Genomic DNA, 16,713 nt, shown 5'->3' on the forward strand with positions numbered 1-16,713 from the left:
AGGTTGCGTGATAGGCACAACTATGCGCATATCCGATAAAGTGTGACCTAATTTAGTAGGCGTTGACGTGGGCTGCGGCGTAACTTTGGCTAAAACTAATATAGCCTTTGAGAACCAACTTGAAAAACTGGATCAAGTTATAAGAAAAAATATCCCTTATGGGCATGATATCCATAACGCCCCAAAAGAGTGGGGGTTCAAAAGACTTAGATGCTGGAACAAATTAAGCGATAGAGTCCAATCTATCGCTATGCGCTCTTTGGGTACGCTTGGGGGTGGCAACCACTTTATAGAAGCGTATGAAGACGGATATATAGCCGTTCATAGCGGAAGCCGCAATATCGGTTATGAAACAGCCCATTATTACCAAAAATTAGCCCAAAAAACCATAAACAAGCAAATTGCCCGAGAAATGTTGGAAGCTATCCCGCTTAAAGAAAGGGAGTTATTTATAAAGGACAATAAAGCTAATATTGATAAAGAGCTGGCTTATTTAACAGGGCAAGATATGCAAGACTATTTGCGCGATATGGCGGTATTGCAAGATTTCGCGCTTCAAAACAGGCTTCAAATGCTGCGGGTTATTGTCGCTGAAATGGGCGGGGAAATTATGGATATGATAAACTCCACGCATAATTACATAGACACCAAGCGGATGATTTTGCGCAAAGGCGCTATTTCGGCCGAAAAGGGAGAGTTGCTTTTGATACCGCTTAATATGCGCGACGGAATGCTGATTTGCGAGGGCAAGGGCAACCGCGATTGGAATTGGTCGGCGCCGCACGGGGCGGGCAGGCTATATAGCCGCGCGAAAGCGAAGCAGATATTTTTGCTTGAAGACTACCAAAAAGCAATGAAAGGCATTTTTAGCACCTGCGTAAACAAAAGCACTCTTGACGAAGCGCCTTTTGTTTACAAAGACTATCAAGAAATCGTTGAATGCATAGAACCGACCGTCAAAATAATCAAAAAAATCGCCCCTATCTATAACTTTAAGGCCAATTAAATCAAATTTTTAGCGCATTATAGAGTATATGGAACATATAAAAAAATCAGCTTATATAATAAGCTGATTTTAAATTTTATTTTTTATGTATATTTTCTATCTTTGATAGACATTTTGCTTGGCGTTGGCGGCGAAACTTTCCATCTGGTTTGTGAAATTATTGGAAGCGAACAAGAATATCGCTAATGCCAAAGTCAAAGCCAACTCAATCAAAACCGTGCTGTTATAAACAAAAGAATGTAGCCAAACATTCATTCCCTCAGGCGCCCAAACGCCAAAGAATATCGCGCCCGACAAAAAGTGGCACAAAAATCTTAAGATTCCATAAAGGCCTGTTCCTATAAAAAACCCGCCTTTGCCCAAGCGCCTAAAAAATCCCGCCACAAAGAAAGACGAGAACGCGAGCGGATAATCAAGCAAAACCTGCAAAGGATGAAAAATTTGCGGGCTTTGCATTATCTGCAAAATACTGTAAATAATCCCTACGATAAGCCCCTTTTTCCAGCCAAAATAATAAGCGAAAATCAACAGCGGCAACATACTCGCGGGCGTAATGCTTCCGCCTTGAGGCATAGAAAAGATTTTGATAAACGAAAGCGCGTAAGAGACAGCCAAAGACACCGCGGCAAAAGCCGTTTCTTTGGTGGAAAAAGCGGTCTTAGCCCCGAAGATTATCGCCAAAGCTAAGATTATCAAGCCGACAGCGATAGGAAGGGTAAATTTGGACACAAAATCAGCGTCCACATCCCAAATTAGTTTCATAAAAAAATCCTCCTTTTTTTCTTACCGCATCATTGGAGGTTTTTTGCCCATAAAATAAAATTTTCCAAAAACGAGATTACTGTTTTTGGAACATTTTTTTTCGCTTTCCCTTCGTAAGTGCTAACTTAATCAGGTTCCAAGGGTGTAATCTCAGCCGCGAAAAAGCGGCACCCCCAAGCGGTATTTAATTTTTTTATTTAATTGTAAAATTCATTATATTTATTAAATCAACAAATGTCAAATCATTAACTATTAGTCAATAAACTTTCCAAAATAAATTTATATGAATATATTTTTTTTATGGTATTTATATGCTATAATCAATCAAAACACATAACAAAGGATATTTTTATGTATAGTTTTTTCGCTTTTTTAAACAGGATGAAATATATCCAGCGCTGGAGTTTAATGAGAAGCACCGATGTTGAAAACATCTCCCAGCATAGTCAGCAAGTGGCGATGATAGGGCATTGCCTTGCCGTCATTAACAATGTCATTTTTGACGGCGACGCCGACCCCGACAGGGTATGCGCGCTGGCTATTTTTCACGAGGCGACCGAGGTCATAACGGGCGATTTGCCCACGCCCATAAAATATTTTAATGTGTCGCTCAACTCGGCTTACAAAGAACTGGAAGAAGTGGCGGCGCAAAAACTCCTTAGATGTTTGCCCGAGGAGCTGAGGGATTATTACCAAGACCTGCTAAAGCCCGACACATCGTCTTACGAATACAAGCTGCTAAAAGCCGCGGACAAAATAGCCGCGCTGATAAAATGCATAGACGAGGAAAAGTCAGGCAACACCGAGTTTCTAAAAGCCAAAACAAGCATCCAAAAACAAATAGCGAGATTTAATATCCCCGAAGTTAAGTATTTTTTGGATAACTTCTTAGACGCTTTTTATCTTTCCTTAGACGAACTTTCGGAGGAGTAAAGCGCTAAAAAAGCGCGTTCATTAATGTGTTTTTTAGGCGAAGCAACTTTTATAACATCCTTAAATAAAGTAACATTCTTATGGCTGTATTGACGAAAAGACTATTATATATTAATATACTTTAATAAGACAAATTTTTATATAATGTTAAATACTGAGGGAAGATATTAAATGTCTAAGGGAGGTTATAAAATGTTTAGAAAAAGCGATGAGAGTTTAATTTTTTTCTATAATTTATTAGTAGTGTTATCAATTATAATGTTGCTGGGTTGCATTGTCGGCGCTATATTTTGTTGGACTACATCGTCAATAGAAATTAATGACGGATATACTACTGAAACAGTTGTTAGCGGGTTAAGAGTTGGTCTTGGGTTTGTTTTTCTTTTTATTGGACCATTGGCTGTTTGGGTAAATTATAAAATAGTCATGATAATAATCTGCGCTTTATATGACATAAAATTAATCAGAAACAAGCTATATAATGTAAATTCAAAAGAGTTATACGAAAGTTTATTTTCTGATAAAGAATTTTCTGAAGAAAAAATACAAGACCTTTCTATTGAAGAAAACATAAATAAACCACTTTCGGACTAGCCTGAAAGGGAGTTATATTTTTTTAAAGCCGTCAGAGTTTAAGTACAATACGGCATTTATCAAAACGCTATAACAATATTATCCAAAACTCATAACGCCAAGGCGGGCGACAAGTCCACATCGCCGCCGTTTAGTTCTTTTACAAACAGCGCCCTTATATAGCCTTTGGAAAAATCGGTAGAATGCACATAAAATTCCCTGCCGTAATAATATTTTGCCAATCTAAAATATTTGGAATTGGTGTGCAGCGCTATGGCTTTGTAGCCTTTTTGGGCGCATTCCTCTATTACTTTATTAATCAGCCCGCTGCCCACGCCGTGGTTATTGACCTGAGGGTCAACCCCGAACCTATAAATATAAGCCAGCTTATCGGACAAAGATTTAAACCTTATAGAGCCCGCGGGCTTGCCGTCAAGAAAGGCCGCGTAGACATTATGGTTGATAATGTCATATTTGACATCGTCCGCCGTTTCCAATAGGGCGGGAGAAACAAACTCGGCGTCCTCGCCCAGAGCTTTTTGATAAATCTCAAAAGCTTTTTTGGTTAACTCATATATCCATTCGGCATCGTTAATTTCAGCTTTTTTTATTGTAAGCATTCTTTTAATCCCTCATCAAAAGCGCCATAACGGCTTTTTGAACATGCATTCTGTTTTCGGCCTGTTCAAAAACCACTGACGCCGGCGAGTCAATGACGTCGGCTGTAACCTCTTCGCCTCTATGGGCGGGCAGGCAATGCATAAAAATAGCGTCCTTTTTGGCCTTTTGCATAATGTTTTGGTTTATTTGGTAGGGCGTAAGCGCTTTGAGTTTTTTGTCGTCGTCTTGCTGCCCCATGCTGAAAAACACATCGGTATAAACGACATCGGCGCCGGTCACGGCTTCTTCCAGGTCGTCGGTAATGGTAACCTTGCCCCATTCTTGGGCGTGCTTTACCACTTCAGGCTTTGGCTCGTAACCTTTGGGCGAGGCGCAAACAATCTCAACGCCCGTTTTGGCGCAAGCCAAAATCAAGCTGTTGGCGACATTGTTGCCGTCGCCCGAATAGGCAAGCTTAAGTCCTTTTAGACGCCCATTCACTTCATAAACAGTCATAATATCCGCAAGGGCTTGGCAAGGATGAAAATCGTCCGTAAGCCCGTTAATTACGGAAAAATCGCCATATTTCGCCAATTCCACGACATCGGATTGCAAAAAGGTCCGTATCATTACCCCGTCAATTCCATAGCGCGAAAGGGTTTTGGCGGTGTCGTGTATGGTCTCGCCTCGTCCCAACTGTATATCCGAAGCGGACAAAAACAAAGCGTGCCCCCCAAGCTGCCGTATTCCTTGTTCAAAGCTTACTCTTGTTCGGGTGCTGGATTTTGAAAAAATCATAGCCAGCGTTTTATTCTTTAAAAGCGGCTTGTTAACGCCTTTTTTATAAAGATGTTTAAGCTTTATTCCAAACGAAACTATCTCAAAAATATCCTCGGGCGCGTAGTCCATCAAAGTCAGCAAATGCTTGTGGTTGATTCTTTCTTTTGCGCGGTATTGGCTGATATCCATCATTTCACCTCTTTTAAGATTGCTTCAAGGCATTCTATCATGCCGTCAATATGGTTTTTTTGGATAATAAAGGGAGGGCAAAATCTTACCGAATTGGCGCCGCAGCCAATAATAATATAGCAGTTGGCCAGCATCTTGTCTATTATATCTTTGGCGCTTACGATATCGCTGTTTAACTCAAGCCCCAATAATAAGCCTTTGCCTCTTATCTCTTTAACGGCGGGATATTTTTTTAGGCTTTGCAGCTTTTCCCAAAAATACTCGCCTATTTCTTTTACATAATCTATTAACCCGTTTTTCAAACGCTTTATAACGACAAGCGCCGCCGCGCAAGCCAAAGGATTGCCCCCGAATGTGCTGCCATGGTCGCCCGCCGTAAAGGCTTGAGCGCATTCGCCGCGCGTCAAAATAGCGCCTATGGGCACGCCCGCGCCCAAACCCTTTGCCAAAGTAACAATATCGGGCGTTATGCCGTAATGCTCATACCCAAACATTTTGCCCGCGCGTCCCATGCCCGTTTGGACTTCGTCAATAATCAGCAAAATGCCGTTTTGCTTGCAAAGCGCTTCAACCTCGCGGATATACTCGTAATCGGCGGGTATTACTCCGCCTTCGCCCTGAATAACCTCAAGCATTACCGCGCCGACATCGTCGTTTATAGCGTCCTTAAAGGCCTTAATATCGTTAAAGGGCGTATGGATAAACTTTTCGGGCAAGGGTTTATATGCTTGGGAATATTTGGGTTGCCCTGTGGCCGCCGCTGTGGCAAGCGTCCTGCCGTGAAAAGAATTTTTGGCGGTAATAATGACGGGCTTAATTTGCCCTTTGTTATAATAATATTTTCTGGCAAGCTTGATAGCGCCCTCGTTGGCCTCCGCCCCGCTGTTGCAAAAGAAAACCTTGTCAAAAATTGTGTCTTTAAGCAACTCTTGCGCGCACTCCGTTTGAACAGGCGAATAGTATAAATTGCTCAAATGGATTGCTTTTTTTGCCTGTTCGGATATGGCGTTTGCCAACTCCTCGTCGTTATGTCCCAGGCAATTTACCGCGATGCCCGCGCCAAAATCAATATATTCTTTGCCCTCAATATCATAAAGTTTGCAACCCTGCCCGTGTGTAAAACAAACATCAAAACGGTTAAACACGGGCATGTAATATTTTTTATCCAATTGTTTGATTTGTTCAAAAGTTTTCATTTTGTCACCATCGTTCCTATGCCTTTATCGGTGAATATTTCTAACAAAATAGGGTGGGGCGTCGTCCCGTTTATAATGTGGACTTTGGACACGCCTTGCTCAATCGCCCTGATACAGCTCATTACTTTGGGAATCATCCCGCCGTTGATTTTGCCGTTTTTTATCATTTCTTTTATTTGGCTTGCGCAGATAACGCTTATTAAAGTGGACGGGTCGTCGGCGTCCTCTCTTATGCCGTCTATATCGGTCAAAAAGATTAGCTTCTCGGCGTTAATCCTCGCGGCTATTTCGGCGGCGACCGTGTCCGCGTTGATATTATAGGCCTGGCCTTGTTCGTCCGCGCCGATACCGGCGATTACCGGAATAAACTCGTCGCTGCACAGCTTTTGCAATAATGAAGTATTAATATTGATTATCTCGCCCACTTGCCCAAGATCCACGCCGTCGGGCGAGACGTATTTTTTTACCTCAATCAATTGCGCGTCCTTGCCGCTAAGCCCTATCGCTTTGACGCCCAAAAGGTTAATGCGGCTTGTGATGTCTTTGTTAATCTTGCCGCTCATTACCATTTGGACCACTTCCATTGTTTGTTGGTCGGTAACGCGCAGACCGTTATGGAATTTGGATTCTATATTAAGCTTTTTCAAATACGCGTTAATCTCAGGCCCGCCCCCATGCACTAAAATTGGGTTGACGCCCACAATCTTAAGCATGGCGATATCTTCCATAATCGTATTGATAATGCTTTCTTTCAGCATAGCGTTTCCGCCGTATTTGATTACCACGGTTTTGCCGGACAACGCTTTTATATAGGGAAGCGCCTCGCACAAAATATTGGCTCTTTCAATCAATTGGGCCATTATCTCATCGTTTTGGTATAATGTATCGTTATTCATAAAACCTACTCCTTATCCAATCAAGCCCGTAGTTTCGGGCAAACCAAACATAATATTCATATTTTGGACAGCCTGGCCCGAAGCGCCTTTTATAAGGTTATCCAATACGCTTATGATAATCAGCGTATTGTTTTTGCTGTCAATCCTAAAACCGATAAAGATGTTATTGGTGTTTGCAGCCCATTTGATTTGGGGCAACTCTTGCGTGACTTTAACATACGGCTCGGATTGATAATATTGTGAATAAACCGCGTATATGTCGTCCATTGTTACCGTCTTATTCAAAGGCGCGTAAATCGTGCTTAATATTCCCCTTGTTATCGGCAATAGATGGGGCGTAAAGCTGATTGTCACATCGCTTTTGGTATTAAGGCTCAAAACCTCTTCTATTTCCGAAGCGTGCCTGTGCGTTGTCACGGCGTAAGCCTTTAGGCTTTCATTTACTTCGGAAAAAATCAAATCCACGTCGGCCTTTTTGCCCGCCCCGCTTGTTCCGCTCTTGGAATCTATAATCAAACTCGTGCTTTTAATTATGTTTTCTTTTAACAAAGGATACAAAGGCAATATCGCGGATGTGGGGTAACATCCTGGATTGCCTACAAGATTGGAGTTTTTTATTTGCTCGCGGTATAATTCGGGCAATCCGTAAACGGACGATTTTAACAAATTAGGCTCGGGATGTTTTACTTTATAGGTATTTTCATACAATCCAATGTCTTTGTAACGGAAATCCGCCGACAAATCAATCACCTTTACGCCGCTTTTATAAAGCTCGGCGCAAATTTGCGCGCTTGAGGCGTGCGGCAGGCAAGAAAAAACCGCGTCCATTTTGCTCAATTTGTCTATATCCGCGTCTTCAAAAACACGGTCTTTCAAAGCCGCAAGGGATGGATATACATCGGCGATCTTTTTGTCTTTTTGGCTTCGGCTGGTCAGGATTTTTAGGCAAGCGTTTGGATGTCGGCTTAAAATTTTCATCAATTCAAAACCCGTATAGCCGTTAGCCCCTATAATTCCAATTTTTATCATATCTATTCTCCTGAATAGCTAGATTATAATATATTATGAATAATTATGCAAGTAATTGCATATATATTTTTTATTTTTATTTTTGGGCGAAAATGTTTTTTGTGCAAAATATATAAACAAGAAAGATATAATTTGTATAGTATTTGTTTCAAATTTGACCAAAAATCAGGTATCATGTTAACATAACCTAATAATTTTTTGGAGGAGATTATGGCAAGCGTATCATTAAGGCATCTCTACAAGGTATATCCGGGCGGAGTAAAAGCCGTCAGCGATTTTAACCTTGAAATAGAGGATAAAGAGTTTATTGTTTTGGTCGGACCTTCGGGTTGCGGAAAATCCACGACTTTGAGAATGATTGCCGGCTTGGAAGAAATAACCGAGGGCGAGCTTTATATTGACGGCCGCTTGGTTAACGATGTGGAACCTAAAGACCGCGATATCGCGATGGTTTTCCAAAACTACGCGCTTTATCCTCATATGACAGTTTATGACAATATGGCTTTCGGTCTTAGGCTTAGGAAAATGCCTTCTGCCGAAATTGACGCAAGAGTAAAAGAAGCCGCCAGAATTTTGGGGATAACCGAACTTCTTTCCCGTAAGCCCAAGGCGTTGTCGGGCGGTCAAAGGCAAAGGGTCGCGCTTGGACGCGCTATTGTTCGCGAGCCCAAAGTCTTCTTATTAGACGAGCCGCTATCCAACTTGGACGCAAAGCTTCGCGTCCAGATGAGAACGGAAATAACCAAACTCCACAACAGGTTGGCTACGACATTTATTTATGTTACCCACGACCAGACCGAAGCTATGACAATGGGAACCCGCATTGTCGTTATGAAAGACGGTCTTGTTCAACAGGTTGACACGCCTCAAAACTTGTTTGACAGACCTTGCAATTTGTTTGTGGCTACCTTTATCGGCACGCCTCAAATGAACTTGTTTAACGCCAAACTGGAAAGAAGCGGCAAAAACTTAGTTATCAAATTCGGCAAAAACACGATTGAATTGCCCGAATCCAAATCAAAATTCCTTACTGACGAGTCCTTTATCGGCAAGGATGTAATTTTGGGAGTAAGGCCCGAAGACATCCATAACGAAGAAATCTTTATAGCGTCTTCGCCCAAAACGGTTATAACGGCCGAAGTTGATGTTGTGGAAAAGCTGGGCAACGAAACAATTATGTATACCAAAGTTGACGGCAAAGACGATTACACGGTGGCGAGAGTTGACGCAAGGACGCAAGCCGAAGCGGGCGACGTGGTCAAGTTTGCTATTGACGCCAACCATGTCCATTTGTTTGACCCCGAAACTGAGCTCGCTATTTTGGGCGTTCCTCATATTAATTACATTCCCGCAAACTTAAGCGCCAAAGACGACGCTTTGATAGTCAAATTCGGCAAAAACGAGATCAACTTAGGCGAAGGCTCAATCAAGATTTTGACAGAACCCTCGCTTTTGGGCGGCGAGATTTTGATTGGCATTAAGCCCGAAAGCGCGTATATAGCCGCTGAAAAAACCGACGACTATGTAATGGAATGCGAAGTTGACTTTGTGGAAGACGCCGATGTTTATAAAAATGTTTTCTTAAAAGTTGACGGAAAGCGCGGCTTGTTTGCCATAAAAGCGCCCAGCGATGTAATAACCAGCGGAAAGGACAAAGTCAAGCTCGCTATTAAGGCAAATGAAATTATATTGTTTGACCCCGCCACGGGAGCAAGAGTATCAAGCGCGTTGGGCGTTCCCCAATACAATGTTTTGGAAGGCGAACTCAATGTCGCTGCCAAAGCGCATGCGCCGTATACCTTGTCCGTGGAAGGCAAAAAGGTTACCTATCCCGAATATGTCAAGATAGACCAAAGCGCGACAAGCGGCAAAGTTATAGTTAAGGTTGACCCCAAGAAAGTCGTTTATACCAAAGCCCAAGTCGCCGCGGCCAAAAATGTATTTAAGGTCATTGTGCGCGCTGTTGACAATACGGGCACGGAAGCTATTGTCCTGCTGCAGTTAGAGGGAAGCCAAAAACCTTTCTTTGCCAGAGTGTCGCCTGATTTTAACGCCCTAGAAGGGGCTAAGATTAAAATAGGCGTAAAATCCGAAGACTTTGAGTTGTTTGACGAAAACGGCAAAAGCCTATTGATTAAATAATAATTTTATTTAAAGATACCAAAGACCGCATTTAAAAATAAAAAGCGGTCTTTTTTTGTTTTTAATTATATGGTATAATAAAGACAACTGAGGTTCTAAAATATGGGAATTTTTCAAGAATATGATGATTTAGAAACCGCCGGCGTTAATTGCCCAAAATGCGGCTCTTTTAATGTTACTAGTGCGTCTTTTGGCGACGATATGTATTTGTGTTCGGACTGCGGCTATTTGTTTGGGTCTAATATCCAAAAAGAAGATCAAGAATATTAGTCATAAATATTTAAAAAAACCGTTTTTTATAAACGGTTTTTTAGTTTTCTATATGAACTTGTTCAATATTTTGTTCTATTATATCCTGATTTATGGCTTTTTTGGGCGCGCGCTTATTTTGCTTTAAAGTTATTAATTTGTATAACCCCAACATTATCAAAAAAGGCAATAAAGTTTGGCCCAAAATAACTATTACGGGATATAAATGTTCGGTAAATATATCAACAATAATGTAAGTGGGCGCGCCTACCAAAGGCGTGTTAATAAACATATAATTTGCGTCCAAAAAACTGTTTGCTATTATCGCCGCGCCCGTCAGCGTTGCAAACAAGATAGTGGAATATAATATATCTTTTAATCGCGGCTTATAGTAATTATCAAACAATATCATAATTCCGCCATAAATCATAACGGCGTGATATATTAAAGTGTGGGCGCCTAGATAGGTATATACGGGATAATACTTTAAGGCCGGGGAATAAAAAACGCCAAAAAATCCCGCTATCGTGCCGGCCATCAAACATGAATTCCCGATAAGCCTAAGCGCATGGTTTTTGCAAAAAGCCGCCAGAAGCGAAGAATACAAAAACATGCTGCAAAAATATATAGGCAAAATCGTTTTCCAAGTAAAATTACCAACATAATAGGTAACTATGATTTTGATTATCTCGGCAATCCAAGCGCTTACGCATAGTATCTTTAGCTGCAAGTTGATGCTTTTTGGGAAAAAGCGGTAGGTCAAAAAAAGCGCCAAAGGCACCAACAAAAATATCGCTATCAATGATACTATATGCTGGAAAGAAAAATATCCGATTTTATTAAAATCAATTTGTAAATTGCCCAAAAACAATATACCCCTCCCATAAGGTAATTTTAATTGCAAAGCATCATAATGTCAATAAGAATTTAATATAGGCGATTTATTTGTATATTTTTGCATATTTTTAAAAAGCATATATGCTATAATTATGATATATTTTAATAATACAATTTTTTAAAAAAGGGATACTTAAGGTTTTATGGCAGAGTTGAAAAATACCGCACAAAACTTAAAAAAAACTTTAAGGTTTGAAGCTTCAACCGCAGTCGTATTAGGTTCGGGTCTTAACGACATAGCCGATAAATATTTTGAAAAAGACCAGGAAATCGGCTATCATGAAATACGCGATTTTCCCGTTCCCACCGTAAGCGACCATAAAGGAAAACTTATTACGGGATATTTTGACGGCGAGCCTTGCATTATCTTACAGGGCAGGGTTCATTATTATGAAGGCAACTCATCCCAAAAATGCGTCATGCCTATAAGGCTGCTGTATTATTTGGGCGTAAAAAATGTTATCCTTACCAACGCCTCGGGCGGAATAACGCTTCCCCCGGGACAAATTATGCTGATAAATGACCATATATTATTTAACGCGCCTTCCCCGCTTATTGGCAAAAACGATTACGAATTAGGCCCGCGTTTCCCCGATATGACATATATATACGACCCCATATTAAGAACCAAGGCAAAACAGGCGGCCAAAAAAAATAATATCAAGCTAAAAGAAGGCGTTTATTTGCAATGCTCCGGTCCCCAATTTGAAACGCCTTCCGAAATCAAAATGTACAAAAAAATGGGCGCGGATGTAGTGGGGATGAGCACAGCCATAGAAGCCATAGCGGCAAGGCATTGCGGTATGAAAGTGTTGGGATTGTCTTTTGTGGCTAATCACGCGGCGGGCATCTCAAAACAGATTATAACAGCCGAAGACGTCAACCAAACGGTAGGGCGGATGTCCAAGACGGCGGGCGTTTTGTTAAAAGAAATAGTAAAATCAATTTAAAGATTATGAACATCAGATTATATAACGCTTATATCTTAAATCAAGATTTTGACATAATTTTTGGCGAAGTCCATATCAGCAATGGCAAGATCGCGCATATAGGCGACAACTCCAAAACCAGCCTTGCTTGGGACAGGAATATTGATATGAACAACGGCTTGGTTTTGCATGGGTTTTCCAATTGCCATACCCATTCGCCTATGACCTTGCTCAGAAGTTACTCAGACGACCTTGCCTTAGACGAATGGCTTAACAAGGCAATATTTCCCATAGAAGCCCATATGACCGCGGAAGATTGTTACTATGGGACTTTGCTCGCTATTTTGGAATATTTATCAAGCGGCATAATAGCCATAGGCGACATGTATTTCCATCAAGACAGCATTATACGAGCTTGCATGGACTCGGGCTTTAAAATAGTGGGCATAGGCTCTGCTACCGATATAAACGGCGATACCGATCGGCAGCTTGAGGCTTTGGAACAAAACTACCAAAAATATAACTCATATTCGCCTTTATGCGCCTATAAACTAGGCTTTCACGCCCAATACACGGCAAGCGACAATCTTATAAAAGGCATCGCCCAGTTAGCGCGAAAGTATCAAGATCAAGTATGCGCGCATTTGTCAGAGACGCGGGCGGAGGTCCAAAGCTGTTTTGCTCGGCATGGCATGACCCCGCCGCAATATCTTGTAAATAGCGGCGTCTTTGACTTTGGCGGCAGCGCTTATCATTGCGTGCATCTTGAGGATAAAGACATTGAGTTGCTAAAACAAAAAAATGTGACCGTCATAACCAATCCTTCCAGCAATCTAAAGCTGGCAAGCGGCATCGCCGATATAGAAAACTACGCCAAAAAAGGCCTAAAAATTGCCATAGGCACGGACGGGGCGGCAAGCAATAATTCTTTGGATATGCTGAAAGAAATTTACTTGACGGCTGTGCTGTCCAAGGTCAAAAATTATAACCCCGCGGCTTTGACGGCTAAAGATATTTTAAAAATGGCGATAACAAACGGCGCGCAAGCTTTGGGCATCTCGTCGGGCGCATTAAAAGAAGGCAATGACGCCGACATAACGGCTATAAGTTTTGACTTGCCCAATATGCAGCCTGTTAATAACATTATTAATAATGTCGTGTATTCGTCCGCTTCTAAAAACATAATCCTGACAATGGTAAAGGGCAAAATATTATATGAAAAAGGCGAATTTAATATAGGAATAAGCGCGGACGAAATATACAAATACTGCAACAAAGCCATAAAAAGATTAATTCAGCATGCCAATAATTAATAAGATATGCCAATAAAAAAAGGCGGACTATAATATTTAGTCCGACTTTTTTTCGCCCCTTCGGTCGTCGCGTTGTATTTGGGCGAAAATTTTTATTCTTCTTTTAATGCCAAGACTTTTTTGCTTACAGGGTCTATCAAAGCCGAAACTATTTTTGTGCCGTCGGCGAACGCCACATACCAAAAATGGTCGCTTGTCTTGCCCAAGGGGTCGCATAATAATTTTACATAAACCTCGGCTTTTAGAGTCTTTTTGTCATACATGGATTCCGTGGCTTTTTTGAGCGCTTCCACGCCTATGAGCAGCGCGTCTTCCCAACCGATCATTTCACTGGTCAAAATTGATTCCAATACGACATTTTCTTCAAAGTTCCAATCGTCCTTTGTGGCGGTAACGGACAGCTGGACGCTTTTGACATCAATTTTTTCGCCGATCTCAGCCGCGTAGCTATTTCCAAACGGGTGCATGGAAAATGACCCGCTGTAGTCTTTTTTGCCCGTTTTCAGAAGATAATTATATGTAATTTCAGCCGAAATATTATCGGGGTTTTCGGGTATCATAGTGATTACGGTATATTCGGTCATGCCTTTTGCCGTTCCGTCCAACACATACGGGTCTTCCCGTTCGCCGGTTATAATATTGACCGATATGTTGTCATTGGAAAACTCGTATATATTGACTCTGACTTCAGAGAGATTGTCTTTTATTTGGGACGGAATTTTGCTCCCGCATCCCATATTAATTGAGCAGAAGGCTAATAATATCATAAAGACTGTTATTGCTTTTTTCATTCTAACAACCTCAATATTGGACTCTTTATATTTATATGAAGCAGCGCCATATATTAGAATACGATATTTTTCGTCAAAATTTTTTGCTTTACATAATTAAATGGGTGTGTTAGAATGATAAAAATTTATATTTATAGTATAAAATATGATAGCTAATGTCCGCCGCAATAGGATAACAACCAATAGATTGATTTTGCGTCCGTTTGAAAAAGGCGACATTCGCGCTGTCCACGAATATGCCAGCGATGAAGAGGTCTGCAGGTTTGTGCCCTGGGGACCTAATTCATTTAAAGACACTGAGCAATTTATCAAAAGGGCTATCAGCGCCCGAAAGGTCGCCGATAATGATTATTTGGGCGATTACGCCGTTATCCTAAAAGAAACAGGACAATTGATAGGCGGTTGCGGTTTATTTCTTACCAGCAAACAAGACAGGGAATACATGATAGGTTATTGTCTTAGGAAAGACAAATGGGGAATGGGTTTTGCCCAAGAGTTAGCCAAAGCGCTGTGTTATGTCGCTTTTAAGATATTGGACGCGCACCGCGTCATAGCCACTTGCGACGCCCAAAACGCCCGTTCTTTCAATGTCATGGAAAAGATTGGCATGAAAAGAGAGGGCGTTTTTCAAAAAAGGCGCTTAATCAAAGACGAATGGCGCGACGAATATTATTACGCTATATTAAAAGAAGATTGGCAAAAAATACAATTACAATAGAAGTTTAATTTTTTAAGGAGTTTTTATATGAGCAAAATAATCAAAGAAGGATTGACATTTGACGATGTGCTGTTGATTCCGGCCGCTTCTTCGGTCTTGCCCAAAGATGTTGACACGTCCGTCCAGCTCGCCCCAAAAATCAGGCTTAATATACCTTTTTTGAGCGCGGCGATGGATACGGTCACAGAATACAAATTGGCAATCGCCATAGCGAGAGAAGGCGGCGTAGGCATTATCCATAAAAACCTTGATACTGATGTCCAAGCCGAACATGTTGACAAGGTCAAAAGAAGCGAACACGGAGTAATAACCGACCCGTTTTATTTGCACCCCGACGATTTGCTGAGCGATGCGCTTGCTTTGATGGCAAAATATAAAATCAGCGGCGTTCCCATAACCGAAAACGGCAAACTTGTCGGGATTTTGACCAATAGGGATTTGAGGTTTGAGACTAATTTTGACCAGCCGATAAAAAATGTGATGACCAAGGACAACCTTATCACGGCGCCAGTGGGCACTACGCTTATGGAAGCACAAAAGATTTTGGGCCGCCACCGCATAGAAAAATTGCCCATAGTGGATGAAAACTTTAACCTAAAAGGTCTTATCACAATCAAAGACATAGAAAAAAATATCCAATATCCCAACGCGGCAAAAGACGCCAAGGGAAGATTGCTTGTGGGCGCGGCGGTAGGCGTAAGCAGCGACACTATAGACCGCGCAAAAGCTTTAGTGGAAGCCAAAGTGGATATTTTGGCGATTGACACGGCGCACGGGCATTCGGCAAGCGTTTTGAAACAAGTAGAGCAACTAAAGAACATGTTCCCCGATATAACATTGATAGCCGGCAATGTCGCCACAGCCGAAGGGACAAAAGATTTAATAGAGCGCGGCGCCGATATTGTCAAAGTGGGCATTGGGCCCGGCTCTATATGCACCACAAGGGTGGTCACAGGCGTGGGCGTGCCCCAGCTAACCGCCATAATGGATTGCGCCGAGGAAGCCGACACATACGGCGTAAGAATTATAGCTGACGGCGGTATTAAGTATTCGGGCGATATTACCAAGGCTTTGGCGGCGGGCGCAAGCTCAATAATGATAGGCAGTCTTTTCGCGGGCACTCAAGAAAGCCCGGGCGAGACCGAAATTTATCAAGGCAGGAGCTTCAAAACATACAGAGGCATGGGCTCTTTGGGCGCTATGGCAAAAGGCTCCAAAGACAGATATTTCCAAGAAGACGCGAACAAGCTAGTTCCCGAAGGAGTGGAGGGCAGAGTTCCGTATAGGGGCACATTGTCCGAAATCGTGTTTCAATTAGTAGGCGGGCTTCGCTCAGGAATGGGTTATTGCGGCACAAAGTCTATTGACGAATTAAGGACCAAGGCGAAATTCATTAAGATAACAAACGCCGCGTTGGTGGAAAATCATCCTCACGACATCGCGATAACCAAAGAAGCGCCCAATTACAGCGTTAAGTTTAACGCGTAAATAATTTTTTGAAAAAATTAACGACCTAAAACTCCTATTTTTTTAATTGGTGTTTTTTTTTGGGAACAATATTGTGTATGCTATTAAAATTTGTTATAATTACACTATATAAAATACATTAGGAGAAAAATCATGAGCGACACACCAAACAAAAAGGGAATTGATGAAAAGGGCACACAAAAGTTTGACACTTTTAGGGAGGCTGTGGAACAAAACATAATC

The 16,713-nt window shown here is 41.7% G+C and carries 16 protein-coding genes, 1 pseudogene and 1 riboswitch; of the genes and pseudogenes, 9 read left to right on the forward strand and 8 right to left on the reverse strand.

The annotated features are described in order from the left end of the window. The first annotated feature begins 52 nt into the window (after positions 1-52). A pseudogene (locus tag GX756_05840) lies at positions 53-1,006 on the forward strand (RtcB family protein). Between the two features lie 96 nt (positions 1,007-1,102). Here the strand turns inward: GX756_05840 and thiT are convergent. Further along, the gene (gene thiT / locus GX756_05845) at positions 1,103-1,768 is read right to left on the reverse strand and encodes an energy-coupled thiamine transporter ThiT (protein NLC17381.1); all 666 of its coding nucleotides are present in this window, start codon (positions 1,766-1,768) and stop codon (positions 1,103-1,105) included. Between the two features lie 89 nt (positions 1,769-1,857). After that, positions 1,858-1,953, reverse strand: a riboswitch (TPP riboswitch). Positions 1,954-2,119: 166 nt separating this feature from the next. On the opposite strand from thiT, the gene yfbR reads away from it, so the two are divergent. After that, a complete protein-coding gene (yfbR, locus tag GX756_05850; GenBank protein NLC17382.1) occupies positions 2,120-2,701 on the forward strand; it encodes a 5'-deoxynucleotidase in 582 nt (193 codons plus the stop codon). A 192-nt stretch (positions 2,702-2,893) separates the two neighbouring features. Then, positions 2,894-3,295: a hypothetical protein gene (locus GX756_05855; GenBank protein ID NLC17383.1), complete on the forward strand. Its 402-nt coding sequence runs from the start codon at positions 2,894-2,896 to the stop codon at positions 3,293-3,295. An 89-nt stretch (positions 3,296-3,384) separates the two neighbouring features. Here GX756_05855 and GX756_05860 read toward each other — a convergent pair whose 3' ends face one another. Genes GX756_05860 through GX756_05880 form a run of 5 tightly spaced genes read right to left on the reverse strand, consistent with a single transcriptional unit; the run spans position 3,385 to position 7,964 of the window. Next, the gene (locus GX756_05860; protein NLC17384.1) at positions 3,385-3,894 is read right to left on the reverse strand and encodes a GNAT family N-acetyltransferase; all 510 of its coding nucleotides are present in this window, start codon (positions 3,892-3,894) and stop codon (positions 3,385-3,387) included. A 4-nt stretch (positions 3,895-3,898) separates the two neighbouring features. Beyond that, a complete protein-coding gene (argF, locus tag GX756_05865) occupies positions 3,899-4,843 on the reverse strand; it encodes an ornithine carbamoyltransferase (GenBank protein NLC17385.1) in 945 nt (314 codons plus the stop codon). Further along, positions 4,843-6,039, reverse strand: a complete 1,197-nt coding sequence (locus GX756_05870; GenBank protein ID NLC17386.1) for an aspartate aminotransferase family protein — start codon at positions 6,037-6,039, stop codon at positions 4,843-4,845. Before GX756_05870 ends, argF begins: the two co-directional genes overlap by 1 nt. After that, entirely contained in the window at positions 6,036-6,899 is an 864-nt protein-coding gene (gene argB, locus GX756_05875) for an acetylglutamate kinase (GenBank protein NLC17387.1), read from the reverse strand. Before argB ends, GX756_05870 begins: the two co-directional genes overlap by 4 nt. Positions 6,900-6,947: 48 nt before the next feature. Further along, a complete protein-coding gene (locus GX756_05880; GenBank protein ID NLC17388.1) occupies positions 6,948-7,964 on the reverse strand; it encodes an N-acetyl-gamma-glutamyl-phosphate reductase in 1,017 nt (338 codons plus the stop codon). A 210-nt stretch (positions 7,965-8,174) separates the two neighbouring features. Between GX756_05880 and ugpC the strand changes: the two genes are divergently transcribed. Together ugpC and GX756_05890 are read left to right on the forward strand one after the other, a co-directional pair. Continuing rightward, positions 8,175-10,106, forward strand: coding sequence for a sn-glycerol-3-phosphate ABC transporter ATP-binding protein UgpC (ugpC, locus tag GX756_05885; GenBank protein ID NLC17389.1), 1,932 nt, complete (start codon positions 8,175-8,177; stop codon positions 10,104-10,106). 102 nt (positions 10,107-10,208) lie between these two features. Then, entirely contained in the window at positions 10,209-10,376 is a 168-nt protein-coding gene (locus GX756_05890; protein ID NLC17390.1) for a hypothetical protein, read from the forward strand. A gap of 40 nt (positions 10,377-10,416) precedes the next feature. On the opposite strand, the gene GX756_05895 is transcribed toward GX756_05890, so the two are convergent. Next, complete coding sequence (locus GX756_05895) at positions 10,417-11,220, reverse strand: YwaF family protein (protein ID NLC17391.1); 804 nt, start codon at positions 11,218-11,220, stop codon at positions 10,417-10,419. A gap of 175 nt (positions 11,221-11,395) precedes the next feature. On the opposite strand from GX756_05895, the gene GX756_05900 reads away from it, so the two are divergent. Together GX756_05900 and GX756_05905 are read left to right on the forward strand one after the other, a co-directional pair. Further along, the gene (locus tag GX756_05900; protein ID NLC17392.1) at positions 11,396-12,202 is read left to right on the forward strand and encodes a purine-nucleoside phosphorylase; all 807 of its coding nucleotides are present in this window, start codon (positions 11,396-11,398) and stop codon (positions 12,200-12,202) included. Positions 12,203-12,207: 5 nt separating this feature from the next. Continuing rightward, positions 12,208-13,494, forward strand: a complete 1,287-nt coding sequence (locus tag GX756_05905) for an amidohydrolase (GenBank protein NLC17393.1) — start codon at positions 12,208-12,210, stop codon at positions 13,492-13,494. Positions 13,495-13,586: 92 nt separating this feature from the next. On the opposite strand, the gene GX756_05910 is transcribed toward GX756_05905, so the two are convergent. Continuing rightward, the gene (locus GX756_05910; GenBank protein ID NLC17394.1) at positions 13,587-14,285 is read right to left on the reverse strand and encodes a hypothetical protein; all 699 of its coding nucleotides are present in this window, start codon (positions 14,283-14,285) and stop codon (positions 13,587-13,589) included. A gap of 145 nt (positions 14,286-14,430) precedes the next feature. Here GX756_05910 and GX756_05915 point away from each other — a divergent pair, with 145 nt between their 5' ends. Further along, positions 14,431-15,003 carry a GNAT family N-acetyltransferase gene (locus tag GX756_05915; GenBank protein ID NLC17395.1) on the forward strand — a complete coding sequence of 191 codons (573 nt, stop codon included), beginning with the start codon at positions 14,431-14,433 and terminating at the stop codon, positions 15,001-15,003. Between the two features lie 27 nt (positions 15,004-15,030). Further along, complete coding sequence (guaB, locus tag GX756_05920; GenBank protein NLC17396.1) at positions 15,031-16,491, forward strand: IMP dehydrogenase; 1,461 nt, start codon at positions 15,031-15,033, stop codon at positions 16,489-16,491. The last annotated feature ends 222 nt before the right edge of the window (positions 16,492-16,713 follow it).

Source organism: Clostridiales bacterium, assembly GCA_012512255.1.
GTDB lineage: Bacteria > Bacillota > Clostridia > Christensenellales > DUVY01 > DUVY01.

Bases quoted from the DNA above. Each gene is read 5' to 3' on its own strand.
- argF (NLC17385.1), bottom strand. From the start codon at position 4,843: ATGGATATCAGCCAATACCGCGCAAAAGAAAGAATCAACCACAAGCAT.
- argB (NLC17387.1), bottom strand. From the start codon at position 6,899: ATGGCCCAATTGATTGAAAGAGCCAATATTTTGTGCGAGGCGCTTCCC.
- GX756_05855 (NLC17383.1), top strand. From the start codon at position 2,894: ATGTTTAGAAAAAGCGATGAGAGTTTAATTTTTTTCTATAATTTATTA.
- ugpC (NLC17389.1), top strand. From the start codon at position 8,175: ATGGCAAGCGTATCATTAAGGCATCTCTACAAGGTATATCCGGGCGGA.
- thiT (NLC17381.1), bottom strand. From the start codon at position 1,768: ATGAAACTAATTTGGGATGTGGACGCTGATTTTGTGTCCAAATTTACC.
- GX756_05890 (NLC17390.1), top strand. From the start codon at position 10,209: ATGGGAATTTTTCAAGAATATGATGATTTAGAAACCGCCGGCGTTAAT.
- GX756_05910 (NLC17394.1), bottom strand. From the start codon at position 14,285: ATGAAAAAAGCAATAACAGTCTTTATGATATTATTAGCCTTCTGCTCA.
- GX756_05870 (NLC17386.1), bottom strand. From the start codon at position 6,039: ATGAAAACTTTTGAACAAATCAAACAATTGGATAAAAAATATTACATG.
- GX756_05880 (NLC17388.1), bottom strand. From the start codon at position 7,964: ATGATAAAAATTGGAATTATAGGGGCTAACGGCTATACGGGTTTTGAA.
- GX756_05860 (NLC17384.1), bottom strand. From the start codon at position 3,894: ATGCTTACAATAAAAAAAGCTGAAATTAACGATGCCGAATGGATATAT.
- yfbR (NLC17382.1), top strand. From the start codon at position 2,120: ATGTATAGTTTTTTCGCTTTTTTAAACAGGATGAAATATATCCAGCGC.
- GX756_05900 (NLC17392.1), top strand. From the start codon at position 11,396: ATGGCAGAGTTGAAAAATACCGCACAAAACTTAAAAAAAACTTTAAGG.
- guaB (NLC17396.1), top strand. From the start codon at position 15,031: ATGAGCAAAATAATCAAAGAAGGATTGACATTTGACGATGTGCTGTTG.
- GX756_05915 (NLC17395.1), top strand. From the start codon at position 14,431: ATGATAGCTAATGTCCGCCGCAATAGGATAACAACCAATAGATTGATT.
- GX756_05905 (NLC17393.1), top strand. From the start codon at position 12,208: ATGAACATCAGATTATATAACGCTTATATCTTAAATCAAGATTTTGAC.